Origin of the sequence: Streptomyces sp. NPDC020747 (genome assembly GCF_044334695.1) — a bacterium.
Taxonomy (GTDB): Bacteria; Actinomycetota; Actinomycetes; order Streptomycetales; family Streptomycetaceae; genus Streptomyces.
Map to the genome: position 1 here is coordinate 286,746 of NZ_JBIRTJ010000011.1, position 24,017 is coordinate 310,762.

At 69.0% G+C, this 24,017-nt stretch carries 25 protein-coding genes; 5 read left to right on the forward strand and 20 right to left on the reverse strand.

Features of this window, described 5'->3' with window-relative positions:
- Positions 1–11: 11 nt before the first annotated feature.
- From ACH4YP_RS28375 to ACH4YP_RS28390, 4 genes are all read right to left on the reverse strand, one after another.
- Positions 12–977, reverse strand: a complete 966-nt coding sequence (locus tag ACH4YP_RS28375) for a PfkB family carbohydrate kinase (RefSeq protein WP_398493287.1) — start codon at positions 975–977, stop codon at positions 12–14.
- The gene (locus tag ACH4YP_RS28380; RefSeq protein ID WP_361073114.1) at positions 974–2,446 is read right to left on the reverse strand and encodes a cytosine permease; all 1,473 of its coding nucleotides are present in this window, start codon (positions 2,444–2,446) and stop codon (positions 974–976) included. Before ACH4YP_RS28380 ends, ACH4YP_RS28375 begins: the two co-directional genes overlap by 4 nt.
- Before the next feature lie 69 nt (positions 2,447–2,515).
- Complete coding sequence (locus tag ACH4YP_RS28385) at positions 2,516–3,529, reverse strand: ADP-ribosylglycohydrolase family protein (RefSeq protein ID WP_361073117.1); 1,014 nt, start codon at positions 3,527–3,529, stop codon at positions 2,516–2,518.
- Positions 3,526–4,245 (reverse strand): GntR family transcriptional regulator, encoded by a 720-nt coding sequence (locus ACH4YP_RS28390; protein WP_398493289.1) that lies wholly within the window; start codon positions 4,243–4,245, stop codon positions 3,526–3,528. Before ACH4YP_RS28390 ends, ACH4YP_RS28385 begins: the two co-directional genes overlap by 4 nt.
- 193 nt (positions 4,246–4,438) lie before the next feature.
- Between ACH4YP_RS28390 and ACH4YP_RS28395 the strand changes: the two genes are divergently transcribed.
- Entirely contained in the window at positions 4,439–5,134 is a 696-nt protein-coding gene (locus ACH4YP_RS28395) for an alpha/beta fold hydrolase (protein ID WP_398493290.1), read from the forward strand.
- Positions 5,135–5,310: 176 nt separating this feature from the next.
- On the opposite strand, the gene ACH4YP_RS28400 is transcribed toward ACH4YP_RS28395, so the two are convergent.
- Positions 5,311–5,943, reverse strand: a complete 633-nt coding sequence (locus tag ACH4YP_RS28400) for a hypothetical protein (RefSeq protein ID WP_361064009.1) — start codon at positions 5,941–5,943, stop codon at positions 5,311–5,313.
- A gap of 230 nt (positions 5,944–6,173) precedes the next feature.
- A complete protein-coding gene (locus tag ACH4YP_RS28405) occupies positions 6,174–6,968 on the reverse strand; it encodes a class II aldolase/adducin family protein (RefSeq protein ID WP_361064006.1) in 795 nt (264 codons plus the stop codon).
- A gap of 182 nt (positions 6,969–7,150) precedes the next feature.
- Here ACH4YP_RS28405 and ACH4YP_RS28410 point away from each other — a divergent pair, with 182 nt between their 5' ends.
- Positions 7,151–8,746 carry a PucR family transcriptional regulator gene (locus ACH4YP_RS28410; RefSeq protein ID WP_398493292.1) on the forward strand — a complete coding sequence of 532 codons (1,596 nt, stop codon included), beginning with the start codon at positions 7,151–7,153 and terminating at the stop codon, positions 8,744–8,746.
- A 532-nt stretch (positions 8,747–9,278) separates the two neighbouring features.
- On the opposite strand, the gene ACH4YP_RS28415 is transcribed toward ACH4YP_RS28410, so the two are convergent.
- The 3 genes from ACH4YP_RS28415 to ACH4YP_RS28425 are packed head-to-tail and all read right to left on the reverse strand — an operon-like array spanning position 9,279 to position 10,300.
- Positions 9,279–9,638 carry an ANTAR domain-containing protein gene (locus ACH4YP_RS28415; RefSeq protein WP_398493294.1) on the reverse strand — a complete coding sequence of 120 codons (360 nt, stop codon included), beginning with the start codon at positions 9,636–9,638 and terminating at the stop codon, positions 9,279–9,281.
- A 40-nt stretch (positions 9,639–9,678) separates the two neighbouring features.
- The gene (locus ACH4YP_RS28420; protein ID WP_361063998.1) at positions 9,679–10,035 is read right to left on the reverse strand and encodes a PRC-barrel domain-containing protein; all 357 of its coding nucleotides are present in this window, start codon (positions 10,033–10,035) and stop codon (positions 9,679–9,681) included.
- 40 nt (positions 10,036–10,075) lie between these two features.
- Positions 10,076–10,300, reverse strand: a complete 225-nt coding sequence (locus ACH4YP_RS28425) for a hypothetical protein (RefSeq protein WP_361063995.1) — start codon at positions 10,298–10,300, stop codon at positions 10,076–10,078.
- A gap of 383 nt (positions 10,301–10,683) precedes the next feature.
- Between ACH4YP_RS28425 and ACH4YP_RS28430 the strand changes: the two genes are divergently transcribed.
- On the forward strand, positions 10,684–10,896 hold the full coding sequence (locus ACH4YP_RS28430; protein ID WP_361063992.1) for a hypothetical protein: 213 nt from the start codon (positions 10,684–10,686) through the stop codon (positions 10,894–10,896).
- Between the two features lie 121 nt (positions 10,897–11,017).
- Positions 11,018–11,182, forward strand: a complete 165-nt coding sequence (locus ACH4YP_RS28435) for a hydrophobic protein (RefSeq protein WP_361063990.1) — start codon at positions 11,018–11,020, stop codon at positions 11,180–11,182.
- Positions 11,183–11,579: 397 nt separating this feature from the next.
- Here the strand turns inward: ACH4YP_RS28435 and ACH4YP_RS28440 are convergent, their stop codons facing one another.
- The 5 genes from ACH4YP_RS28440 to ACH4YP_RS28460 form a co-directional block, all read right to left on the reverse strand.
- Entirely contained in the window at positions 11,580–12,710 is a 1,131-nt protein-coding gene (locus ACH4YP_RS28440) for an HTTM domain-containing protein (protein WP_398493296.1), read from the reverse strand.
- Positions 12,700–13,572, reverse strand: a complete 873-nt coding sequence (locus ACH4YP_RS28445) for a DUF5819 family protein (RefSeq protein WP_398493298.1) — start codon at positions 13,570–13,572, stop codon at positions 12,700–12,702. The genes ACH4YP_RS28440 and ACH4YP_RS28445 overlap by 11 nt, the downstream gene beginning before the upstream one ends.
- Before the next feature lie 6 nt (positions 13,573–13,578).
- A complete protein-coding gene (locus ACH4YP_RS28450) occupies positions 13,579–14,952 on the reverse strand; it encodes an ice-binding family protein (RefSeq protein ID WP_398493299.1) in 1,374 nt (457 codons plus the stop codon).
- Positions 14,953–15,620: 668 nt separating this feature from the next.
- Positions 15,621–15,860: a hypothetical protein gene (locus ACH4YP_RS28455; RefSeq protein WP_361063979.1), complete on the reverse strand. Its 240-nt coding sequence runs from the start codon at positions 15,858–15,860 to the stop codon at positions 15,621–15,623.
- Between the two features lie 167 nt (positions 15,861–16,027).
- Positions 16,028–16,855 (reverse strand): hypothetical protein, encoded by an 828-nt coding sequence (locus tag ACH4YP_RS28460; protein WP_398493301.1) that lies wholly within the window; start codon positions 16,853–16,855, stop codon positions 16,028–16,030.
- Between the two features lie 671 nt (positions 16,856–17,526).
- Between ACH4YP_RS28460 and ACH4YP_RS28465 the strand changes: the two genes are divergently transcribed.
- The gene (locus ACH4YP_RS28465) at positions 17,527–19,287 is read left to right on the forward strand and encodes an FAD-dependent oxidoreductase (protein WP_398493303.1); all 1,761 of its coding nucleotides are present in this window, start codon (positions 17,527–17,529) and stop codon (positions 19,285–19,287) included.
- A 126-nt stretch (positions 19,288–19,413) separates the two neighbouring features.
- Here the strand turns inward: ACH4YP_RS28465 and ACH4YP_RS28470 are convergent, their stop codons facing one another.
- The 6 genes from ACH4YP_RS28470 to ACH4YP_RS28495 form a co-directional block, all read right to left on the reverse strand.
- Complete coding sequence (locus ACH4YP_RS28470; protein WP_361063970.1) at positions 19,414–20,196, reverse strand: pectate lyase; 783 nt, start codon at positions 20,194–20,196, stop codon at positions 19,414–19,416.
- 56 nt (positions 20,197–20,252) lie between these two features.
- Positions 20,253–21,233, reverse strand: coding sequence for a polysaccharide lyase family 1 protein (locus ACH4YP_RS28475; RefSeq protein ID WP_398493304.1), 981 nt, complete (start codon positions 21,231–21,233; stop codon positions 20,253–20,255).
- A 398-nt stretch (positions 21,234–21,631) separates the two neighbouring features.
- Complete coding sequence (locus ACH4YP_RS28480) at positions 21,632–21,814, reverse strand: hypothetical protein (protein WP_398493306.1); 183 nt, start codon at positions 21,812–21,814, stop codon at positions 21,632–21,634.
- A 59-nt stretch (positions 21,815–21,873) separates the two neighbouring features.
- Positions 21,874–22,395: a hypothetical protein gene (locus ACH4YP_RS28485; RefSeq protein WP_398493308.1), complete on the reverse strand. Its 522-nt coding sequence runs from the start codon at positions 22,393–22,395 to the stop codon at positions 21,874–21,876.
- 218 nt (positions 22,396–22,613) lie between these two features.
- Complete coding sequence (locus ACH4YP_RS28490) at positions 22,614–23,255, reverse strand: DUF305 domain-containing protein (protein ID WP_361063962.1); 642 nt, start codon at positions 23,253–23,255, stop codon at positions 22,614–22,616.
- A gap of 85 nt (positions 23,256–23,340) precedes the next feature.
- The gene (locus tag ACH4YP_RS28495; protein ID WP_361063959.1) at positions 23,341–23,778 is read right to left on the reverse strand and encodes a DUF6153 family protein; all 438 of its coding nucleotides are present in this window, start codon (positions 23,776–23,778) and stop codon (positions 23,341–23,343) included.
- Positions 23,779–24,017 lie beyond the last annotated feature (239 nt).

A 24,017-nucleotide genomic window follows, 5' to 3' on the forward strand; every position in this document is an offset into this window, starting at 1 on the left:
GCGCCGGTCCGTCAGCTCAGTCCCAGGGCGCCCGAGATGTCCTCTCCCAACAGCGCGGCCAGCTCGCCCGAGGTCGGTCCGGTCGCAGGACCACGTCGCGTCACCGCCAACGCCGCCGCCGCGTTCGCCCCGCGTGCCGCGTCGTGGGCGGATACTCCCCGTCCCAGGAGCGCCAGGAACGCTCCCACGTGTGCGTCCCCGGCCCCGTTGCTGTCGACCGCGTCAACGGGAAACCCGGGGACGTGCACGACGTCATGCAAGTGGGGTGCCGCCAGCCAGCATCCGTCCTTGTCGGCCCGTACAACGGTCCCGGCCCCGCTCCGCAGCCGTCCGCGCAGCACGAGCGCGGCCTCCCGCGGCTCCGCCGTCCCGGTCATCAGCTGGGCTTCCCGCGCGTTGCAGCTCAGCCAGTCGGTCCGGGCCAGCACCGGGTTCAGGACCTCGGCCGGGATGTCCGCCACGAGCGGCGCGGGGTCCAGGCAGACCCGTACGTCGTCCGGGAGGCCGGCGATCATGCGGGACAGCAGAGGGCCGTTCACCGCCATCACCAGGCTGTAGCCGGACACCTGTACCAGGTCGCCGCCGCGCACGGACGCGGCGATCGTCTCCGCCTCGTCCGACGTCATGCGCGCGTCGACCCCGAAGCTCGTCACGAAGGTTCTCTCGCCGCCTCCGTCCACCAGTGCCACGCAGAACCCGGTGTCGCCGTCCGAGCGTGCCGGCAGTACCAGCCCGATGCCTTCCGCCGCGAGCGAGGCACGCACCAACTCGCCGTAGGGGCCGGTGCCATGGAGGCCGGCGTAGACGGCTTCGGCACCGAGCCGACGCGCCGCGGTGAGTGTGTTGAAGCCGCCCCCCGCATAGAGCTCGGTGCGGGTCCCGATGACATCGCCGCCCCGCTCGGGCAGTGCGGGCACATCGATGACCAGGTCGGCGATGACATTCCCCACCAGGACAACACGAGAGTCGGTGGTCATCGAACGGCCTCCTCGACGGTGGTGGAACGGGTGGCGGAGTCGGCGGTCGCCTGTGGGCGCCGTCCGAACAGGGCGTAGGCCGCACCGGCCGTGACGATCGCGATGAGCCACCCGAGGCCGTTCGTACCGAGCCAGGAATCGGCCAACGGCCCGGCGAACCAGACGTCGTCCGCGTTGGTCGCGGCCTTGGTGAACAGCAGCCCGGCCGCGATCGCGGCCAGCCACGCGACGACCGCGGGGAGGTTGAACCCACCCGTGTACCAGTAACGGCTGCCGCGTCCCGTGTCCATCAGGCCCTCGGGGTCGTAGTGCCGTCCCCGCATCATGTCGACGGCGATGACACCGATCCATGCGGAGATCGGCACGGCGAGCAGAGTCAGAAAGGTGCTGAACGGACCGTAGAAGTCGTCTGCGATCAGCATGAAGTAGATGCCGCCGAGGAACATCAGGACAACATCCAGAAGGACCGCCCAGGCGCGGGGCACTCGGAGGCCGAGCGTGATCATCGTCAATCCGGCCGAGTAGGTGGAGAGATGATTGGACATCAGCAGTCCGCCGAATGCCGCGATCAGATATGGCACGGCCATCCAGGACGGCAGCATCGCGTTGATCGCCGCGACCGGATCGGCGGATGTGGCGAGCTTCGGGTCACCGGCCGTGAGCAGCGATCCCAGAGAGATCAGCAGCACGAGCGGAATTCCCGCGCCGAACGCCGAGGCGCGTACCAGCCGCATGCCCGGTATCGACCTCGGCAGGTAACGGGCGAAGTCCGCACCGGCGTTGGCCCAGCCGATGCCGGTTCCCGCCGCGATGAAGCCGACGCCCGCGACGACGCCGCTGACCGGGCCGGCCGGAATGTCGAGCACCTTCGACCAGTCGACGGTCGCGACGAGGAAACCCATCACGACGAGGTTCAGGATTCCGAAGGCCACGGTCGCCCACTTGTTGATCCACATGATGGTGGCGTGGCCGAGCCCGCTGATCAGCAGTGTGCAGGCGATGAAGACCAGCAGGCAGAGCAGCGTGAGGACGGTCCCGCGGCCGGCCCCGAAGACCGTGTTGAGCAGGGCGAGCAGCGCGTACGCCGCTGTGGTCGTGGTGATCGTCTCCCAGCCGACCCGGCTCAGCCAGGTCACCAGCGTCGGCCCGTGGTTGCCGCGCTGCCCGAACACCGCACGCGAGAGCGTCAGGGCCGGCGCCCCGCCCTTCTTGCCCGCGATGCTCAACGCGCCCACCAACGCGAACGAGCCCACTGAACCGCAGACCGCGACGAGTACGGCCTGCCAGATGTTCAGGCCGCGGAACGCGACGAGGGTCGCGCCGAGCGGCAGCCCGAGGATCGAGATGTTGGCGGCGAACCAGGTCCAGAACATCTGACTCGCGTGACCGTGCCGTTCACTGTCGGGGACCGGTTCGATTCCACGTGTCTCCACGGTGCCGACGCGGTCGTTCTTCGTTGAAGCGGCCATCGCGGGACTCCTTGCCTTTGCTCCGTACAGAGGGGTACGCAGAGGGGTACTGGGAAGAGTGGGGAGACTTCAGCGGGTGCGGTGGGTGAGCAACTGCCTGGTCAGAGGCTCCAGTTCGAGATCGTTGACCTCCCGCAGGGTGCGTACGGCGTCGCCGGGCAGGGCGCTGAGCCCCGCCACGGCCCCGGCGATGGCACCCGCGATGGCACCGATGGTGTCGCTGTCACCGCCGAGGTTCGCGGCCAGCAACGCGGACCGCCATGGGTCACCGTCGGTGAGCGCGAGTACCGCGAACGCGGCCGGGACCGACTCCTGGCTGGCCACGCTGGTGCCGATGAGCGCGTCGATCCGGTCGAGCGCCACCGCCGTGTCCAGGCCGGTCACCAGTTCGCGCGCCCAGGCGATACGCGCCGAGATGCTGGCACCCGCGATCCAGTGCCCACGCCGGGCACCGGCCGCCGACATCGCGACCGCCGCGTCGAAGACGTCGTCGAGCGAACCGCCGGCGATGCCGGTGGAGACGGCCGCCGCGACGGCCGCCGCCCCCGCGATCCCGATGGTCGTGTCATGTGTGACCTGGCAGGACTCGACGACCCGGTCCAGAAACCGCTCCGAGTCGGCGGTGTCGAACGCGATACCCACCGGCGTCACCCGCATCGCGGCGCCGTTCGTCGTGCCGTGTCTGCCCGCTTCGCTGATATCGGCACCGCGGGCCACCGCGTCCAGGGCCGCTTTCGTCGACGGCCCCAACAGGTCGAACGACCCCTTGGCCTTCATCTCCTTCTCCCAGCACAGGAGTTCCGCGGCGAACCGCAGTGGATCGACGTGCCCGCCACCCTCGATCAGGAGCCGAGCCAGGATCACCGCCTGGTCCGTGTCGTCCGTGACGGACCCGGCCGGCATCCCGGCGCTCACCGGGTTGTCGGACCGCGCGGGCTCGAAGCCGCTCAGCGTGCCGTAGACCAGCACGACATCGGCGCGGGACATGACCTGTGTCGGCATCCCGAGGGCGTCGCCCAGCGCGAGCCCGTAGAAGGCGCCGAGAGCGCGGTCGAGCAGGGCGGGATCAGGGGTGGACGTCACAGCTGGGCTCCTCGGCCGGTCCGTACGTGCAATTGGAACCGGGACGGATCGAGCAGGCTGGTGACCTGCTCGACAACATCCCCGTCCGCGCCCCGGAACACCTGGGCGACGCGGAGGAAGGACTCTCCGGGCGAGCGATGCAGAATCCCCGCCTCGTCCGCGTCGAGTCCGGCGACCGCGATGTGTGCCTCACCGGAGTCGGCGACGCGGCCCACGGCCGCGAGGGTGCGGCTCAGGGAGCCGTCGTCGAGGCCGCGCTCGGGGAGATCGGCGAGGCCCGCGACAGCGGGCACGCGGCTGAACTCCAGCGAGACACCGTGTCCGCCGACCAGTCGACGGACACGGTCGAGGGCGATGAACTCGGTTGACTCCAGGCCCAGTTCGCCCGCGAGAACCTCGTCCTGTATCCGCTCGAAGCGCAGGGTCTCGGTCGTCAGCTCGGTGCCCTGCGCGGCGAGCGCACGAGTCCAGCCGAGGCGATGGTCAAGGGGTGTGCCGTCAAAGGTGACAATCGACCCGATGCCGGCGTGTGTCTCGATGAGCCCCTGCTCACCGAGGACACCGAGGGCCTGCCGCACCGTCGTCCGGCTCACCCCGAAGCGCTCTCGCAAGGCATGCTCGCCGGGCAGCCTGCTGCCGTCGGCATGCACCCCCGCACGGATCTCCTCGGCCAGCACATGAGCGACACGATGATGTTTATGAACCTGTCCAGGCATGTCTAAAAGCTAGACCCTGGACACGAACCTGTCTACACCTGTCCAAAAATTGCGGCGCATCGCCTACCGACAGAACCTGCCATCACAGTCCATCCGGACCTGGCATCACAGTCCATCCGGTCCGCCCCAAGCCTCCACAACAGAACTGAATTCACTTAAGGTTCGGTTGAAGTCGTTGACGAGGAGGTCAACCATGGCGTTCGTTCTCATCCACGGTGCGGGCTTCGGCGCGAACTGCTGGGACGAGCTGATCCCCCATCTCGGCGCGGAGGCGTTGGCGGTCGATCTTCCGGGGCGCGGGAGCCGGGCCGAAACCGACCTGGGCACGGTCACCCTCACGGACTGCGCCGACGCGGTCCGTGAGGACATCGAGGCAAAGGACCTGCGGGATGTCGTACTGGTCGGCCACTCCTTCGCGGGAGTCACGGTCCCGCGCGTTCTGGACCTCGTACCCGACCGGATCCGTCACGTCGTCCTCGTGTCGGCCGTGGTGCCGACGGACGGCTCCCGGGTCCTTGACCAGATCGATCCCGACGTACGGAAGTTGGTGAAGCAGTCCATCGCCGACGGCATCTACCACCAGAGCCGCGAGGGCGCCGCCGCGATGCTCTGCGACGACATGGACGAGGCGACCGCCACATCCACCCTGGACCGGCTCGCCGACGACTCGGCGGCCCTGCTGACCGAGCCCGTGGACCTGAGCGGCTACCGGCGCGAGATCCCGCGGACGTACGTGCACCTCACGCGGGACCGGTGCTACGTCGAGGAACTCCAGCAGCGATCCATCGCGCTGCTTCGGCCCGACGTCATCGACCTCGACACCGGCCACATGGCAATGATCAGCGCGCCCGAAAAGCTCGCCTCCGTCCTCAACACCGTCCACGGCTGATCGCCGGGCCTGCCTGCGGCAGACGGCAACCCGCCACCGGGGAGTACCAGTTGGCCGAGGAACCGAGGGCATCGGTCCCGGTAGGGCGGTCAGCCCCGAAGACCCCGAGTGCGACCGGATGGCCAAGCCGCTCGACAGCCTGACCACCCACCCGGGAGGGCCACCCGGTCACGGCACTAGCCGACGTTGAAATCGAGATTGGTCACGTACCAGGCGTCGTCGATCTTGGTGGACTCCAAGTTGACGTCCAACTGCCCTGCCTCCAACCCGGTGGAGTGGGACAGGATGATCTTGTCGAGGGTCTTTCCTTCGACGGTGACCTTGTCGGCGGGGACCACTGCCTTGTCGCCGGTGGCCTTGACAGTCGCGACTTCCACCTTCGGGTTGTCCGTGGGCGGCTCGGGCATGAACGACGTACGGAACTCTCCGATGTTGTCCTGCATCTGCCGCACCTCGGGCGCGTCGCTGTCGCACCTCTCAGCGGTGCCGGCTCGGGCGGGCGACGAATCGGTGGCCTCCTCCCCCATCAGCAGGCACGCCTGCTTCGGCTGCCCCTTGATGACCGCGGTGACCCACGCGGCAACGGCACCTTCGGCTGTGGACTGGCCTCCCGCCGAAGGCTGCGCCGCCGAACCGTCCTTCTGCTTCTCCTTGTTCGCGTTCTCCGCGTCGGCCGCGGACGAGCTGCTTGCGGTCGGCTCCTTGTCCGCGGCGGAGCCCGAATCGCTCGAGCACCCCGTGACACCCGCGACCGAAGCCGCCAGCGCGCCTCCGGCGATCCAGCGGGCAGTCCTCTTCCTGTGGCTCACTAACACCGTTCCGGCAGTCCTTTCCCTGGACATCCATGTGCCTCGATGGCACCCCGAGGCATCTCACGTCGAGGTGCCGCATCGAACATGGAGACGAAATGAGCAGCGGAACGGTTCGCGGTCGGAGCGCCGGGATGTGCGCCGACCGATCACCGCACCCCGTCGGCGTGCCCCGTCGGCGTCCCCGGTGGTGGGCAGCCGTCGGCGCACGACTCGTCCTCGCCCTCGGGTCAGTCCTTGTAGTCGGGGGCGACGCGCTCGACCAGTCGCAGCAGTGCCGACCAGGCGAGATCGTTCGCCTGGTCGTCCTGGAGGTCCGAACTGTCGTCCTCGCCTGCGAGTTGACGTGCCGTCAGCTCGCAGATGTCTGGGCCGGGGATGACGAGAGCGATGCCCGCGGCGGTGGCCGCGGTCTGGATCTCGCATGCCTTGTCCAGGTAGTACATGCGCAGGAACGCCTGGGCGGGCGTCTCGCCGACGGTGAGCAGGCCGTGGTTGCGCAGGATCATCGCGGGGTGACCACCGAGGTCGGCGACGAGGCGCTGCTGTTCGGCGAGGTTGAGGGCGACACCTTCGTAGTCGTGGTACCCGAGCCTGCCGTAGAACTCCATGGAGATCTGGTTGAGCGGCAGCAGGCCGTGTTCCTGGGCCGCGACCGCGCAGCCGGCCTTGGTGTGGGTGTGCAGGACGCAGTGGGCGTCGGACCGGGCGGCGTGGATGGCGCTGTGGATGACGAAGCCGGCGGGGTTGACCGGGTGGGGGCTCTCCTCGACGGGGTGGCCGGTCAGGTCGATCTTGACGAGGTTCGACGCGGTGATCTCCTCGAAGAGGAGGCCGTAGGGGTTGATCAGGAAGTGCTGCTCCGGACCGGGCAGCCGGACGGAGATGTGCGTGAAGATCAGGTCGGTCATCCTGAAGTGCGCCACGAGGCGGTAGACCGCGGCGAGTTCGCGACGCAGGCGCGGTTCCTCACCGGCCGCCGCGGTCGGAACGGTGGGGTCGGGGCGCAGGGACAACTCGGTCATGAGTGGCTCTCCTTCCGGGGTGAAGCCGGGGGTGCCCTGGGAGTGGGGAAACCCGGGGAGTGGCATGACGGTATCGGCGTACGCGCTCGCGCCGAAGTGGCGGTTCTGTCCAATATGGAGTCTCCCATTGGATGATTCCGGCAGTCCCATGTGATGCCGCCGGACCGGAAGGATGTCTCCTCATGACCGAGTCCGAGCAGCCGTCCGTACCCCTGAGCACGTTGCTCGCCGACCCGGTGCTGGGTCTGCGCCAGATCGCGGGCCCCGCCGGGGACCACCGGGTCCGGGTCAGCACGGTCGGCACCACGGAGATCGAGGACCCGACGCCGTATCTGGTGGGCGGCGAACTGCTGCTCACCGCGGGCGTGCGTCTTCCTCTCGACGCGGAGGGCATCGACACGTACGTACGACGGGTGGTCGCCGCCGGAGTGAGCGCGCTCGGATTCGGCGTCGCACCCGTGCACGAGGAGGTTCCGCCGGAGCTCGTCGCCGCCTGCGACCGCCATGGGCTCCCGCTCCTGCGGCTGCCGCCTGCCACGCCGTTCGTGGCCGTCGGGCAGGCCGCGTACGCGGCCATCGCCGAGGCCCGCAACCGTGAGCTGCGCGCGATCTCGCGAGCGCAGTCGGCGCTGGCCACGGCCGCCGCCCGGCCGGATGCGCTCCAGGCAGTGCTTGCCCAGCTCAGCGCGCACGCCGGCGCCTGGGCCGTGCTCTACGACGCCCAGGGCTCCGAACTGTTCAGCGCCGGCCCCCGACCCGCGTCTCCCACGCCGGAACGCGTCCGTGACCTCGCCGTACGCACCACCGCCCGCGCCCGTACGGGCCCCGCCGGACGCTCCGCACCGGCCGCGGCAGCCGATCATCAGGGCGGGACCCACCTGACCGTCCACACGCTGCCCGCAGCGGACGGCACCACTACGACACTCGCCCTCGGACAGGCCGCCACCACGGCACCGACCCTGGTCCACCGCCAGGTCACCGGCACGGCGACCGTGCTGCTGGCCCTGCTCACCAGCCCCCGGCACGCCCTGGGCACCGACACCCGCGGCGCGGGCGCACTGGTACGCCTCATGCTCGGGGCCGCCCCGGCGGAGGTCGCACCCGCCCTCGCGCCCGCCGACACGACCGAAGCCGAACAGTCCTGGATCGTGGTCCACGGCCGCCACACGCCCCCGGGCTCCACGCGGTCACCGCACCCGGGCGACGACCCTGCGCAACTGGCCGCCTTGGCCACCGCCCTGGGAACTCCCTACCTGCACGTCGACAGCGCGGAACTGAAGGCACTGGTCCCCAGCGCAGCGGACGCCCGCCCCGAGGCTCCCGCGCAGGCGGCCGACCTGGGCTGGGTGCTCGGTTTCAGCACACCCGCGCCGGCGTCGGACCTGCCGCATGCCGAGCGTCAGGCCGAACGCGCCCTCCAACGCGCGATCGCCGCCGAAGCGCCCGCCGTCGTCCACACCGAGGACCCACTCACCGTGCACGGACTCGTCCACGCCGCCGACGCCCGGGATCTGGCCCGCACCCGTTTCGCCCCGCTCGACGGGGCCGGAGCGCCGGGCACCTCGGTCCTCCTCGACACACTCCGAACCTGGCTGAGCCTGCACGGCAGTTGGGACCGCACCGCCGCGACCCTCCACGTCCACCGCAACACCGTGCGCCACCGCCTGGCTCGGGTCGGCGAGCTCCTCGACGTCGACCTTCAGGACCCCGGCGTACGCATGGAACTCTGGTTCGCCCTGCAGTGGTTGCCCGGCGAAGCGGACGGGGCCGGCGGATGACGCGCCCGGGCCGAATCCAGAAGCCTCCCAGGCCGTCCCCCTCGGGGACACCAGACGTCAACGAGGCTGCTCAACTCCGAAGAACAACAACGCGCTTGCCGTCCTTCGCCCAGGGCGCGGCCCATGCTTGATGACGCACCCCTTCGTCAGGTCACGGCTGCCCTGCTGACCACGCCGCGAGCTCTTGACGCGGCGACCACCGCGCTGCCCAGGACTTCGGGCTTGTACGCCTGGTGGATCGACCCTGCGCCGCACCCTGGCCGAACACCCCGAACCCGTCCCCTTGGAGACCGCACTCATCTCCAGCCTGCGTCCACCTCTGAATCTCGACGGCGCGGCACAGGGCCCCGCACGGGACCGAGTCCAGAAGGCACGGGACACGTACCACGCGAGTACCGGCCCGCGCCCGGCCAAGGCGTAGGAACCGGGGCACAGGCGCCTACGGCCAGCCGGTCAGGGCGACTCGGATCCTTCGCAGTGCCAGGTGACCGAGCGGCCTCGGTCACCCAGTTCGGTCTCTGCTCCTGAGCCGTCACGGCCACTCCGGCGCGTGCAGACGACGCAACGCGCGACGCCACTCGCGGCGTATCGCCTCCGGGAGTTCCCGGCCCTCCGTGGTGGCGACCAGGGCCGCGGCCACGTCGCGGAGTTTGACGTTGCTGTGCTGCGACACGTCCACGAGCAGGTCCCAGGATCGGTCACTGGAGCACGGCGCCAGCACCATGGCCATCCCGCGTGCCTGGTCGATCACCGAACGACTCACCAGCGCCTGGCTCAACTGCTCATTGCTGGCCCGCAGTTCGAGAACCTCGGCAGCCAGGGCGCCGTCCCCCGCCGACGTCCCAGCCGTCAACAGCGGCGGTACCTCGCGGTGCGTGGTCACTTGGTGCATGCTGCGTACCTCACAACGCGGCCATCCTGGCCAAAAGGGTTCAGCGGCGTGCCAGTTGCCGCTCACCGGCCGCACCGGGCTTGTAGGCCAGTCCGTAGTGCTTGAAGATCGCTTCCTCCTGTTCGGCGGGCAGTACGTCGTCGGTGCCGATCGAAGGAGCCTGCTTCACCAGCGTCCTGACGTAGCGGACCCTGAGGTAGCCCGGCCCGACGATCGCGTCATCGAGAGGGACGAACACCAGACGGTGCCGGGTGGGCAGGCCGGTCCGTACCGTGGCCATGGCCGGCTCGTCGGTGGTGGTGTCCACGTACACCGCTTCCAGGACGCCGATCTTGTGGGAATCCGTGTCGACGACATCGAGGGCGCGCCATTCCCGGACATCGGCCGCGTGAATCATGGTCTCTCCCTCGGAAGGACTTTCCTGGTCGGCATGAACCTCATCGCGGGTCACCTGCGGCGTTCGCGGTCGCGCCGTTTCTCGCGCCTCCAGCGCGCTCGGTGCCGGCGGGTGTGGCTGCGGTCCCAGCGGTCCTGACGATCCCGGCGCCGCTCATGGACCCGGTGGTCCCCGAGGTCGGACCTGTTGCCGCGGCCCAGGAGACGGGATCGAGGAAGCCGAGGCCGAACAGGACCAGGATGAGGACGAGTAGCAGGGCGAACACGGATGGCCTCCCCGGGCGCGGGACACAGCGTCGATACCGGGGACTGGGGCCTCATCGCGCAGCGTAGTCCTGCCCGACGACGGCGGATACCGTGCGACGCGACTGCGTACGGTCCGGTATGGATGGCCGCTTGACGTCTATCCGGGAAATGCGGGGAGGGCTAGCGTGCGTCGTGCCGCCCCGGCCCCCGGCTGCGTCGCACCGCCATCGCGCTCCGCAGAGGGCGCACCCTGCGCATCTGTTCCGGAACCTGCCGCGTCACGAGCGACGCCGTTCCCGCACGCGCCCGTCCTCCTGTGATCCACGGCGCGACCCCGATGCGCTCCGAGCGGGCAACGATCCGCTGCCCGACGCGTCGCACGCATCCACAACAGGCGGTACACATGTACGCGCTGATCGTCCCGGTTCTGACCCCCTTCGTGCTGCTCGCCACCGTGCTGGGCCTGTCCTGGTGGGAGGACCACGTCCTGCCGCCTCCGCCCGTCGAGCCGGCCGAAGCCCCCGTCGGGGCTCCGTTCACCCCGGTGGCCCCTGCCCAGCTCCCAGAACTCCCCGGTGTCGAGGCCGCGTTGACAAGGGGGGTTGCCGGGCGTTGACTGACGGCAGGCGTGGGGCTGCGACGCTCCGGAACTCTCCGGACGAGGCCTTCCACCTTCCGCTTCGCCCTGACCCCGCGGAACGCAGGAACTGTCCCTGTGACCGCGTGGAGGCTCGGCCGTGCTTCTCTGGATCCTTCTCCTACTGCTGATCCTCGTGGTGTTCGGAATCGGCTTCACCATGCAGACCCTCTGGTGGGTCGCTGCCGTACTGCTGGTCGTCTGGATCGTCGGCTTCACGAGGCGCGGGCGCGGCGGCGGCAGGCGCCGATACGGCCGCCGGTGATCCACAGCGCGACGGCCAGGGCCGACCAGGTCTCCGGAAGGGGGCCCGAGGCAAGCGAGCTGTCGCCCGAGGCCCGTGAGCACTACCTGACTGAATGGGCCGCGCTTCAAGAGCAGTTCGTGGAATCACCGCGGCAGGCCGTCACCGAGGCGGATGCGCCGCCGGCTCACCTGGCAAAGGACCGCGGTTTCCCTGACAGCGAGCGGTTCGAGGAGCAGGTGTCCACCCTCTCCGTCCACCACGGCCGCTTCGTGCAGGGCTACCGCAGCATGCACAGGGCGGCACGCGATCAGAGCGGCACGGAGGAGATGCGGGAGGCCATGGTCGAAGCCCGGGTCCTCTTTCCGCCGTCGGCGACAGCACGTCTCATGCTGTCGCCGTGCGGGCCGCAGGGCCTTCAGTGGCTCGATGGTGCGGGCTGTGGCGGGACGAGTACCGGCTCTACGCGAGGCGTGACCCCCGCCTCCCCCACATGGGCCGACCGGCCAATCCGCCGAAGCAACTGCCCAAGGCTCCGATAGAAACCGTCGGGCAGGAACACGGCGTCCGCCACGATCATCGCGCCGGAGAAGAGCGGAAGTCCCATGAGCACCGCGATACCCAGGTGCATGCCCAACAGCATGGTCAGGACCGGGTACTTGAGCCGTCCGAACAGGACGAACGGGAACGCGACCTGCAACAGCACCGTCAGGTAGCAGGCAACGGTGATCAGTACGTCGTGCTCGTCGGCCAGGAGCGAGAGCTCGGGCCAGGGCCGGAACAGGTCGAGGTTCAGGACGTAGTGCAGGGCGGTCCCGTTGCCCCAGGAGCCGCCCTGCACCTTGTAGAGACCCGCGGACCCGTAGAGAAAGCAGACCTGGGCCGCGATGACGAACATTCCGCAGTTGTGGAGCACCGCCGTCAACGTCCGGCGAGATGCGCCCAGTTGATGCCGGAGCTCGCCTGCGTCCAGGCCCGCCGAGCCGCTCTTCGCCTTCCCCGCGGAGGCTCGTAGCCTCGCCCTGCGCGCGTCCAGGGACCAGCGTCGGCCGCACGCGGTGAGGACGAGGTACATGGCCATGAGGAGGATGAGGTTGTCCCCTCCGTCGGTCATGAAGATCGCCCTGGCGTGAAAGGACGCGACCATGACGGCGAAGAGTACGGACATCACTCTCGTCCGCCAGCCCAGCAGGAACAGGGCGGACGTGATGAGGGCTGCCGCGTAACAGGCCTCGAAGTACGGCCGGCTGTCGGACAGGGTGAGGATGCCGGCCCATCCCGTCTGGTCGAAAAGCTGCCCGGCCAGCTCGGGGGTCCACGGTGATCCGGGGCCCCAGATCTCGTCGCGGTGCGGAAACTCCCGCAGCAGGAAGGCGAGATAGAGAAACCCGTAGCCGATGCGCAGAACCGCCGCGGCGTAGAGGGAGACCGGCCGCTCGGTCAGGACGGTGAGCAAGTCTCCGATCCGATCCGGTGCGCGGCGGGGCGTGCCTCCGTCCACCCCTTCGGGGATACTCCCGTGCGGCGAGCGTGGCTGCTCAGTTTCCATGGGAGTCCACCTTCCACCAGGGCAGATACCGCGTATCGGCAGGCGTCGGCGCGGCGGGGGCCAAGCCGGGCCCACCGGCTGCGGCAGGACCGGCGGGGGCGGCGATGGGCACGACGATCACCCGTAGCTGGACGGATTCGAAGGTGCCGCCACGGTGGCCGGCGATGCGATCCGCCGCGATGTTGGTCAGGTACCGCTGGATCATCAGCGCCCGCTGCGAGCGAGGCTGATCGTCACCACCGTGGGTTTCGAGATACGAACTCCAGGCCCGCCGCAGCATGTTCTGCGCCGTATGGCTGGGGAAGACCTGGTGCCTCACCGCGGAGTTGTCCACGCCCGTCAGATCGAACCAGTCGCTCACCTGCACACTGCCGTCCGGGGCGGTGTGCATGGTCCTCGCCGAGATCTCCCTGTTCACCGATTCCGGATCCGGCGCGAAGAGCCGCCAGTTCTGCTCGAACAGTGGGAGGACCCACGCATTGACCTGGCGGCTGTACTGCTGAGAGAGGGGGTTCGGCGGTGCCACGTGCAGAAACACCAGGAGCACATGGACCAGGGCCGTCGCCAGGCACAGGACCACGGCGGCTCCCGTTCCCGCCTTCAGGACCTTCGCGGGGCGGGACGGACGGCCCGAAACCCCTTGGGACGCAATGGGTCTTGCGCCCCCGTGTGGGGCCGGCCCGGCGCCGGGCCGATCCTCTTCGTCGACATCCACCGTTTCAACGCCGCCTCGCACGGCCCCACCCGGCCTTTCCATTCCGGCTTTCTCCGCTTCGCCTGAGATTCGACCGACAGATTCGACCGACGGCGCGCGACGGAATCGATGACGATCCGCCGCGCGCCGCCCGTCCTGCTCGCTCACATGGAGTCAGGCAGACTTCTTGTCGTGATCCTCGTGATCCTCGTGATCCTCGTGATCGCCGTGATCGCCGTGATCGCCGTGATCGCCGCCATGTCCCTCGTGGTTCTCGGACTTGCCGTGATCATCGGGCTTGCCGCCGTGACCCTCGTGGTCGTTGGGCTTCCCGTGCTCGTCGGGCTTGCCGTGACCATCGTGGTCGTCGGGCTTGCCGTGATCATCCGGCTTCCCGCCGTGGTCATGGTGACCGGGCTTGCCGGGCTTCTCCCCGTGATGGTCGTGGCCGTTCCCGCCGGTCGTGCCGCCGTTGCCACCACCCGTGGAGCCGCCCGGGGCGCCGCCTGTGGCACCGCCGGAAGTGGCACCCGCGACGAGGCCACCCAGAGCACCACCAGTGGTACCGCCGGACGTCAGGACGCCGCCGAGGAGGCCGCCCAGGGCGCCGCCGGTTCCGCCGCCCGTCGGCACGCCGCCGATGACGCCGACCGTGGTGCTACCCGTGGTGCCTGTTGTCGTGCCGGTCGTGGCACCACCTGACGTGGCACCGGCGATCACGCCGCCCGAGATCAGACCCCCGGTGGTGCCACCAGTGCCGCAGGGCCCCAGGAAGATCCTGTTGTTGTCCAGCGTCACGGCGCCGTCACCGCGGGCGCCGGCATCGGCCAGCAGCCGGCCGTTGATGGACGCACCCGTGGTGGCGGTGATCGAGGTGTCGGCCATGATGGTGCCCACGAACGAGGTGTTGGTACCGAGCGTGGCCGAGCTGCCGACCTGCCAGTACACGTTGCACGGCGATGCACCGTTGACGAAGCTCACGCTGCTGTTCTCGGCTGCCGTCGTCAGGGACGAGCCGATCTGGAACACCCAGACGGCATTGGGATTGCCCCCGGCGTCCAGGGTGAGCGTGCCGGTGATCGCTGCGGAGCTGTTCGCCCTGTAGAGGCCCGGCGTCAGCGTCTGGCCGCCGAACTCGTGGGGAGCGTCGTTGTACACCGCGTCTGTCAGAGTCTGTCCGGCAGCCTGGTTGTACGCCGTCGTCAGGTCGGCCTTGGCTTGCGCCGCGTGAGCATCGGTCGTGTGCAGAACCCCGGGCGGGGTCACGGTGCCGGGCCCTCCGTCGGACGTGAAGAACCCGGTGATGGCCGGCCCGGGGCTCACGCCGACGTTGAGACCGTTGACCACGGTGGGGCCGGTGTTGGTCACCGTCGCACCACCCAGTACTCCGTAACTGGCTGCCGTGCCCAGAGGCACAGGGGTGGCTACCGCGTTTGCGCGTGTCGGCGTCAACGCGAGTACGGCAGCGGCGATCACCACGGCCGCCACCACCGCGCTCCAGACCGACATGGTGCGCCGTAGCGGCGCGTCAGGGATATTCAGCGTCATCGAGGGGCCAACTCCTGTGAGGGGATGGTGCCTGCTCGGCGGTTCTCGGTCGCACAGAATCGCCTTCATCTGTCGCTGGCGTATTACGCATGAGAGAAATTCGATTTCGCTTCGCCGGAGTTCCCACCGAATGAATCGGTGAGCGAATTGCGAAATGCATAGAAATACTTAATAGGCCGGATGACGTAGTTTCCCCACCCCGGCCGACGAGGGGGAAACCCACCCCTGGGCGATCTCCCCCAAGGGCGGCAGCCAAGCGCCGCCGACGGAACAGGAAGGTGCCACAAGAAGATCGCGCAGACCCTGCGTGAGACCGCTGAGGTCAATCGCCTCAGGCACTTCACCAGGAGCGGACCCGTTTGACGATCACGCGGGCAGCGCAAGCGCGGTCGAGTCGCAGCGGAATATACGCCTGCCGGGTCGCGCCGCCACACCAAGGCATTCGGAACGTGGATACCCATGAAGAAAAGCGGGCCAATGCGACGCGTGAGCATACTCAAAGCCGCACTGACCGTATTAATACTGAATGTGCGTTTGTTCACCCACACGCGCAGTCGCCCGGAAAAGCGGCTCCAGCGTGTTTCGCCGGAGTCGCCGCGTCGAATGCCGACACGAAACAGGAGACGCTTCAGCATTCACAGGGACGACACGAACCGTCGTCGTCCCGCTCAGGCCACCCATCTGCTTCCGGCCCATTCGCCTCCCACGCTCACCTGAAGCCCCTGGGAAAGTCGCCGCTCAGCCCTGGAGGAGTCGTCGGCCAACAGTCGGATCACGACCATGGCGAGGAAGCCGACCAGGAGGAGTGCCGGTAGACCCAGAATGAGGGCGACCACCCACCACCTGGTCCGGCCCGGGGGGACCTGGATGCCGTCGTACCCCACCGACCGGTCCCGCGCCGTTCCCATGAGATCCACCTTCGTCCGCCTGCTTCTACCGGCCACGGTTCGTCATCTGCCGCGTTGGAGTTCAGGCGATCCTGCGTCCGCCCAGACGCTTCGCCTCTGCCCGCACTCAGTCGCCCGCCAACTCGGCCTGAACTCAACCAGGTTGCGGGGCAGCTCCTCCGGGCGCGTCACCGCTCGTCAGCGGTGGCGTCGGAACTGTTCACGGCGCCGCCGCTGGACGGCACGGACGACACCGGAGCACTGGAGCTGGAGCTCACGCTGGGGCTGGAGCTGGCCCTGGAACCAGAACTGGTCTCCGGCGCCGAACTCTCTTCCGGCGAGGCAGAAATGCTTCGCTGCGGCGCCGTGCCACTGGACGCGTCCGGGGTGGGTGTGCCGCTGCCGACGGGAGCGGGAGTACCGGCCGTGCCACCGCCCACCGAGGTACCCCTGCCCGGCTCGTTCTTGACCACGGCAGCGACCGGCTTGCCCATGATCAGCTCGACCGCGGTCACGGTGACCATCGCCAGGGCGAACACCAGGCCCGTCGCCAGGGCGTACTTCTTCCAGCCGATGGACTTCCGGACCGAGCCGCCCCGATAAGTGGTGACCGACTCGTCTTCGGAGGGCGTATCGGAGGGCGTGCCGGGCGGTGTCTCGTCGGCGACCGAAGCGTCCGCCGGTAGAGCGAACGCCGCCCGGGCGTCCGCGCGGTGTTCCGCCCGATCCTCGCCCGGCGTCCTCGGCACTCCTACGGGCGGCACCCGGCCACGGATCCCCTCGCCCGTCCGTCGGAACGCATGCGAGAAGACCGCCGCGCCGGTGGTCGCGCTGGCACTGACCACGGCGGCGCCGATGATCGTCCCGGTCACGCCCAGCAGGGATGCCAGTACCGCGCCCACCACGGTCGCGAGCGCGCTCGCCACGACCTGCACAACAGTCAGGTCGAGCACCTTGCGCTTGGGCGCCCGTTCCTCTTCGTCCCTGAGATTTCTGAGATTTCTGAGATTCTCCATCAATGTCCCTTGGTAGTTCCGGAGTCCGGCGGTCACTGCGTGACGGCCGGACTTGTCCCGCTCACGGCGGGGGTTGACGCGAGGTCTGATGGAGGAGCGCGGAGTGATGCGCGTGCTTCCCGCTGCTGGTGATGGACAGCCGGTCCTTGCTGATACTCAGGCGCACCCCGGAACGATCCGAACGGCCTTGGCCTTGCGGAAGCGCAGAGACATGTGAGGCTCCTTCGATGGGGCCGACGTACAACGGGACGACTGCCCCTCTGACGGTGTTTCATCTGCGAGCGGCGAACGCAGCCGGCGGCCGTCAGCCACCCGCGCACGGCACTCGTCCGATGCCGCCCTCAGCCAGGCGCCGACCCCTTGTCGGAGGCGGCGCTCACACAACACGCGTGGCGGCGAAGCCGAATCGCCGACCGCGTCGGTGGGCAGCACGGTGAGCGTGTCACACCGGACCGGCGGGCGCCGCCCACCCGCTTCGGGAGCGGAGGCATCGGAACCGCCCGATCAACACCGCGATCCTGCCGAGAGTGACAGCCGAGGGCTCGCACTCGGTACCACCGACGTGATGCGGCATCAAGCCAAAGTGACTCGGGCCTCGTCGGTCGCCTTCCGAGATCGATGCGGCACTCGTATCCTCGTGCGCCAATGGTTACCGACGGTAAGGGGGAGCGATGGGCGGCACCACGCGCAGAGGGTTCCTGGGCACAGCCGCGGCCGCCGGCGGGGTCGCTCTGGCCGCCCCTCAACGGGCCGCGGCCCAGAGCAGTGCCGCCCCGCAGACCGTGGCCGTAATGGGCGGGGGCGTCGCCGGGCTCACGGCCGCGCACGAACTCGCCGAGCGTGGCTTCCGGGTGACGGTCTACGAGCGCAAGGCGCTGGGCGGCAAGGCCCGCAGCATGGACGTACCGGACAGCGCCACGGGCGGTCGCGGGCCCCTGCCCGGGGAGCACGGCTTCCGCTTCATCCCGGGCATCTACCACAACCTGCCCGACACCATGCGGCGCATCCCCTTCCCCGGCAACCCGGGCGGCGTCCACGACAACCTCGTCACCCCCAAGGAGATGCTGTTCGCACGCTCGGGCGGTCGCGAGGACATCCGGATCCCGCTTCCCTGGCCCGGGAACACCCCGGCCGAACTCACCCCCGACGAGATCCGCCGCGCTCTCACCTCGCTCCTGGACACCGCCTTCAACCTCCCCCTCCACGAGGCCCTCTACTTCGCCAACCGCTTCCTCGTCTTCCTCACCAGCTGCGACGAACGCCGCGTCGACGTCTGGGAGCAGATGCCGTGGTGGGAGTTCGTACGGGCCGGCCGGATGTCGTACGACTACCAGCGGATCCTCGCCATCGGCATCACCCGCAACATCGTGGCCACCAAGGCGGAGGAGGCCAGTACCCGTACGGTCGCCACCCTGCTGGAGGCCTTCGCCTTCAACATCCTCGGCCGGGGCGCGGACGGACCACTGGACCGGATCCTCAACGCGCCCACCAACGAGGCCTGGATCGACCCCTGGGTGACGTATCTGAAGTCGCTCGGGGTCGAGTTCAACATCGGCTGGGCCGTACGGGACCTGACCCTGGACGCGGGCCGGATCGCCGGGGCCGTCATGGAGGACCCGGGCGGCGCCCGCCGGACCGTCACCGCCGACCACTACATCTCGGCCATGCCCGTCGAGCACGCCCGCCGCACCTGGAACTCCGCCGTACGCGCCGCGGACCCCCAACTCGCCGAGTGCGACCGGCTGGAGACGGACTGGATGACCGGCATCCAGTTCTACCTGACCGAACGTACGCCGATCCTGCACGGCCATCTCGACCTCATCGACTCCCCCTGGTCACTGACCGCGATCGCCCAGGCCCAGCACTGGCCGGGCCACGACTTTCCCAGGGACTTCGGTGACGGCACGGTCGCGGACTGTCTGTCCGTGGACGTCTCCGAGTGGGACCGGCCGGGCATCCTGTACGGCAAGACGGCCAAGCAGTGCACCCGCACCGAGGTCGCCCGCGAGGTGTGGGCACAGTTGAAGGCGGCGCTCAACGACACCGGCCGTACGGTCCTCAGGGACTCCGTGCTGCACTCCTGGTTCCTCGACCCGGCCGTGGACGGGCTCGGCACCCCGAACCCGGTCAACGAGGAACAGTTGCTCATCCATCCGACGGGGACCTTCCACCACCGTCCGCAGTCGGCCACGAGGATCCCCAACCTCTTCCTGTCCGGCGACTACGTGGCCGTGCCCATCGATCTGGCCACCATGGAAGGCGCCAACACCTCGGCCCGGCAGGCCGTCAACGCCCTGCTGGACAGGGTCGGTTCGGCCGCCGAACGATGCACCGTCACCCCGCTGTACCGGGCCCCGGAACTAGAGGCGCTCAAACGCCACGACCGCACCCGCCACTTCCTGCGACTGCCGAATCTCTTCGACGTCGGTTGACGGCACTACGCCCGGCGGCCGAGCGAACCTCCGTGGGGGAAGGGGAAGTTCGCCCGACCGCCGGGCCCTGGCTCACCCGGGTCAGGTCACCAGTGTCGGCTCACCCGGGCCAGTCGTCCGTCACGCCTACCTGTAGGTGATGTCCGAAGCGGCGTACAGGCAGTTGGTGCTGTCGGGGCCCGTGCCGACCGCGGTGTTGTTGTTGTACTTCTGGCAGGGGACGACCTTTCGGCTGGAGTCGTTCAGGATCGTGATCCCCCGCAGTGTCGCCACGTCGTTGCGGTTGACGTTGATGCCGACGAGCCGCGCGGTGGATCCCGTGCCGGTCACCTCGATGTTGCTGAGGTTCACCTTGCGTGTGTACTGCGTGGAGCAGTCGCCGCAGGACCGGTACAGCGTCTTGAACTCGCTGACGGCGAAGTTGGAGATGTTCAGGGTGCCGGGTCCGTTGTGCTGGAAGACCTTGTCGGCCGCCTTCTTGGCGCCGCCGCCGGTCACGGTGTACGTCGAGCCGCCGCGGAAGGTGGCGGCATCCTCGCCGACGTCCTCCCACCACACGTTCTGCAGGGTGCAGTTGCCCTCGCAGTGGATGCCGTCGGCGCCGGGCGCGCCGATGATGACGTTCTTGAGGGTCGCGCCGGCCGCGAGCTTGAAGATCGGGTCCTGGCCCTCCTCCTGGCCGTCACCGGCCAGGGCGCCGCTGCCGTAGTACCGCACCATGCCGCCGTCCCTGACACCCGAGACGGAGATGGTCGAACTCACGGGCTGGCTGCCGGCCGGCGTCGGCCAGGTCGCGGCACTCGCCTGCGGCGCTCCGACTGTCGTGATCATGACAGACGAGAGACCGAGTGCGGTCAGGGTGCCGGTCAGTGCGCGTCGGCGGGCGCGCGGGGTCGCTGGAGAAGTCATGTCCCTGTGCCTTCTTCCGGTTGTGGGGGTTGGTTTGGGGGGATCGGTCGGGGCGGTCAGAGCCTTCCGGCGCCCGCGCCGCTCGTCACCGAGGCGACGACGGAGGAGGCGGGCTCGGCGGAGTAGCCGTACGGCGGACTCGTGAAGGTGCCGGTGCGCGAGATCTCGGTGGCGGCTCCCCCGAGGTCGTTGCCGCGCAGGTTGGCGTAGCCGTCCACGTCGCTGCTGCGGTTCGTCGTGACCGCGATCTTCGTCGTACGGAAGACGTTGTTCTCGACGAGCATCTGGGCACCCATCCGCGAGTGCACGGCGGTGTCGGCACCCTCGACGTAGTTGTCGTAGAAGTGACCGGTGCCGAAGCGCAGGCTGGGGATGCGCGAGTAGACGTTGCTGAAGTGGTTGTGGTGGTACGTGATCTTCAGGTGACCGGTGTCCTCGCTCGCGTTGTTGTCACTGTGACCGGCGAGCGAACCCTTGAAGTGGTCCTTGAAGGTGTTCCAGGACACGGTGACGTTGTCGGAGCCGTGATTGATGTCGAGCAGACCGTCGTAGTAGTCCTTGTCGTGGTCGCGGTCCGCCGAGAAGGAGTTGTGGTCGATCCAGACCTTCGTGGACTTCTGCACGGTGACGCCGTCCGAGGGCGCGAGCGGCTTGCTGATGTTGAGGTTGCGGATGACGACGTTCGTCACTTCCTTCAGCCGCAGCCCGCCGCCGGTGAAGCCGGACGACGAACCGACGCCCAGAACCGTGGTGTTGGACCCGATGTCGACCTGACCGGTGAGCGGGATCAGCCCGCTGACCCGGACGACCTTGGCGGTGTTGCCGGTGACGGCCGTCTTGAACGCGGCGAGCGAGGAGACGGTGACGGCACTCGCACCGCCGCCGCCCGTGGTGCCGGCGCCGAAGCCGATGGGGGAGGTTTCGGCGGCACCCGCGGGCTGCGGCAGAGCGACGGCGGTGGTGACGGCGAGAGCGGCTGCCGCGACCGTGGAGACGACGAGTCTCCTCGGACGGGAGCGTGGGGGGAGAGTACGCATGCGGGGTGCGTCCCTTCGAGAGCGTCCAGTTTTCATGTACGTGAACGACGTTCACCATTTGGATCGCCTTGCGGACGCAGCGCCCCCGCACGGGGCTCGCGGCGACATCCTGGAGAGTGCACGTCCCCAGGCCATAACGCCTCCGGCATCTGGCATCTCATATACGAGATGCCAGCGGCGGGTCACGCTGCTGAACGGGAAACGTAAGGGGCAAGCGCTTTCTAGTCAACGCTTCGCGCAGAACGCATCCGGCCAACTCCTGTATCTGGCAGGGGTGAGGGCCTCTGTGTCAGCGGTTCTTTCGGCAGCGGCTCTACGGCGCCGATCCGCTCGGCTACCTCGCGGACCACATCCGCGGGGTCATGGGGGTCATGGACGAACTCGGCCTGAAACGCCGGTCAGCGCGCCGATCCCTTCGTCGGTGGCTCCGTGTCGGCGTGACCGGCGCCGTCGGTCGCGTTCGGCGCAGCCTCGTCGGACGACTCGGGTGCCACGGATGACATGGACGACTCCGGCGACACGGTGAGGCGGGCATGGCGCAGGGCCGGGAAGGCCACGGCGACCACGAGGGTGGCGGCCACGCAGAACAGGCCGCCCATGACCACGGCGGCACGGGCGGAAACAGGAACGAGGTCGCCCGCTAGGACGAGCTCGGCGCCGGTCCGTACTTCGACGAGGTCGGGGAGGGCTGCGTCGCGTGCATGGCCTCCAGGTCCTGGATGGTGCCGCCGACCTTCTTGCGCAGCGGTCCGAGCATCTTCGGCTTCGCGCTGATGGCCCAGCGCGGGCCGACTAGGTACTTGCCCCCGTAGATGGCGGCGCTGTCCAGCCAGGTCAGCTTGTACTTCTCCTCGGGAAAGGTCGTGATGAGGTAGTCGCCCTCGGGGGTGTGGCAGACCCCTTCGCGGAGTTCGTCCGCGTCGGTTCGGATCTTGACCTTGCAACCGGTGAGGTTGGCGATCACCTCGACCTTCGCCGGCGCCACGACCGCGGCCATGGCGGCGGTCGACGGCTTGCTGTTCCCCGCTGCCTTGTCGTCGCTCCCGCCACTGCAGGCCGTGACCAGAGGAAGCAGGGCGAGGCTGCCGATCAGGGCGGCGCGGCGCACCCCGCAGGCGGTGAAAGTGCGGCCGGTCCGTCCTCGCTGTGGCTGCTGTGACACGTACCTCTCCGAATCCGGGCTGTTCCCGTCCGCACGAGCGGCCAGGCGTACGACAAGGGGTACGGGTGAACGCGGGCGGCCGTTCACCCGTACACGATCGAAGGTTGCGTTCCGAGCGGCGAGATCACCGAAGGAGCGGGCGGAGCGCGGGAACGCCTGCCGCCCGAGTGGGCCGACGAGACTCTCGCCCCGTCGGCCCACCGCTACCTGACGAGGCGTCAGTTCTTGCCGAGCATCTTGTTCATCTGCTTGATCTCGGCGGTCTGGGCCGTCACTACGGCGTCCGCGAGCTTCGTGGCGGGACCGTACTTGCCGTCGGCCTTCTCGGTCTCGGCCATCTCGACGGCACCCTCGTGGTGTTCGACCATCATCGTGAGGAACATGGTGTCGAACTCGGCGCCGGACCCCTTCTCCAGCTTGTCCATGTCCTTGCCGCTCATCATGCCGGGCATGGCGGACGACATGTCGTGGTCCATGGCTCCGGACATCTTCCCGGGAACGTCCTCGCCCCACGAGGTGAGCCAGCCGGACATGGTCTTGATCTCCGGGTCCTGTGCACCCTTGACCTTCGTGGCCAGGTCCTTGACCTCCTGCGAGGAGGCGCGGTCGGTGGCCAGTTCGGCCATGTCGACGGCCTGGCGGTGGTGCTGGATCATCTCCTTGGAGAAGTCGACGTCCGCGTCGTTGTGGTCGCCGGCCTTGGCCGAGGCGGTCGCGGTGGGGGTGGAGCCGGACTCCATGGACCCCATGTCGTGTCCTTCGCTGCCGCTGTCACTGCCACAGGCGGCGAGGACGAGTGCGGCGGCTCCCGCGGTGACGGAGAGGGCGGTACGGCGTACGAGTGCGCGTTGCGCGGTCATGGTGGAACTCCTGGGACGGTACGGATGAAGGGCGTGCCGGAGCGCGGCGCCGTGCCGTTCGGCGTGCGACGCCTCGCGGGCCGCTCTAGATCCGCAGGAGTTGGAGTTCGGAGAGCGATGGTGGCGCCCGGCCGCCGTCGGGGCCGCTGCCGGTCGAAGCGGTGCCGGCCCGTGGCACTCCGGCGCAGGCCGCCACGTCGGGCAGCAGCACCGGCACCATGGCGGGCGAACCGGCGACCGACGCGGACGCGCACGTCGGATCCGCGTGCTGGGCGTGGCCCGTGCAGCCGCCCTCGCCGTGATCGCACTCGTCCGGCATCGACGCCACCACGCTCATGGGCGCGGCCACCGGCATCGGATCATGACCGGAGCCGACACCGCCCGCGGGAACCGGCCCGAGGCCGTGCATGCCGACCAGGCCGAGGAGCAGCGCGCTCACGAGCAGCCCCACGAACCGCGACGTCGATCGCGGTCGAGCAAGCCGTCCGAGGCGGTTCACCGCCTCGTCGCAGGCACTGGCCATGGGTCCCTTGCGTCTCAGGTGCCACCGGAGTGGATACGAGGGGATGATACCTACCCGGGGTATCACGTCCTACCGGGGGGTCCCCGATGTCCGACCGACTCGCCGGGCGGGCACCCTCCCCCCGCTCCGGAAACCTGCCACTCCCGTCGTCCCGGACGAGGAGGTCTCCGCCCTGCGCAAGGCGCTGCGGCCGACAGGGCGACAGGGCGACAGGGCGACAGGGCGGACCGTGAACGCTA

Bases quoted from the DNA above. Each gene is read 5' to 3' on its own strand.
- ACH4YP_RS28375 (WP_398493287.1), bottom strand. From the start codon at position 977: ATGACCACCGACTCTCGTGTTGTCCTGGTGGGGAATGTCATCGCCGAC.
- ACH4YP_RS28380 (WP_361073114.1), bottom strand. From the start codon at position 2,446: ATGGCCGCTTCAACGAAGAACGACCGCGTCGGCACCGTGGAGACACGT.
- ACH4YP_RS28390 (WP_398493289.1), bottom strand. From the start codon at position 4,245: ATGCCTGGACAGGTTCATAAACATCATCGTGTCGCTCATGTGCTGGCC.
- ACH4YP_RS28395 (WP_398493290.1), top strand. From the start codon at position 4,439: ATGGCGTTCGTTCTCATCCACGGTGCGGGCTTCGGCGCGAACTGCTGG.
- ACH4YP_RS28405 (WP_361064006.1), bottom strand. From the start codon at position 6,968: ATGACCGAGTTGTCCCTGCGCCCCGACCCCACCGTTCCGACCGCGGCG.
- ACH4YP_RS28410 (WP_398493292.1), top strand. From the start codon at position 7,151: ATGACCGAGTCCGAGCAGCCGTCCGTACCCCTGAGCACGTTGCTCGCC.
- ACH4YP_RS28415 (WP_398493294.1), bottom strand. From the start codon at position 9,638: ATGCACCAAGTGACCACGCACCGCGAGGTACCGCCGCTGTTGACGGCT.
- ACH4YP_RS28420 (WP_361063998.1), bottom strand. From the start codon at position 10,035: ATGATTCACGCGGCCGATGTCCGGGAATGGCGCGCCCTCGATGTCGTC.
- ACH4YP_RS28430 (WP_361063992.1), top strand. From the start codon at position 10,684: ATGTACGCGCTGATCGTCCCGGTTCTGACCCCCTTCGTGCTGCTCGCC.
- ACH4YP_RS28440 (WP_398493296.1), bottom strand. From the start codon at position 12,710: ATGGAAACTGAGCAGCCACGCTCGCCGCACGGGAGTATCCCCGAAGGG.
- ACH4YP_RS28450 (WP_398493299.1), bottom strand. From the start codon at position 14,952: ATGACGCTGAATATCCCTGACGCGCCGCTACGGCGCACCATGTCGGTC.
- ACH4YP_RS28455 (WP_361063979.1), bottom strand. From the start codon at position 15,860: ATGGGAACGGCGCGGGACCGGTCGGTGGGGTACGACGGCATCCAGGTC.
- ACH4YP_RS28460 (WP_398493301.1), bottom strand. From the start codon at position 16,855: ATGGAGAATCTCAGAAATCTCAGAAATCTCAGGGACGAAGAGGAACGG.
- ACH4YP_RS28465 (WP_398493303.1), top strand. From the start codon at position 17,527: ATGGGCGGCACCACGCGCAGAGGGTTCCTGGGCACAGCCGCGGCCGCC.
- ACH4YP_RS28470 (WP_361063970.1), bottom strand. From the start codon at position 20,196: ATGACTTCTCCAGCGACCCCGCGCGCCCGCCGACGCGCACTGACCGGC.
- ACH4YP_RS28475 (WP_398493304.1), bottom strand. From the start codon at position 21,233: ATGCGTACTCTCCCCCCACGCTCCCGTCCGAGGAGACTCGTCGTCTCC.
- ACH4YP_RS28490 (WP_361063962.1), bottom strand. From the start codon at position 23,255: ATGACCGCGCAACGCGCACTCGTACGCCGTACCGCCCTCTCCGTCACC.
- ACH4YP_RS28495 (WP_361063959.1), bottom strand. From the start codon at position 23,778: ATGGCCAGTGCCTGCGACGAGGCGGTGAACCGCCTCGGACGGCTTGCT.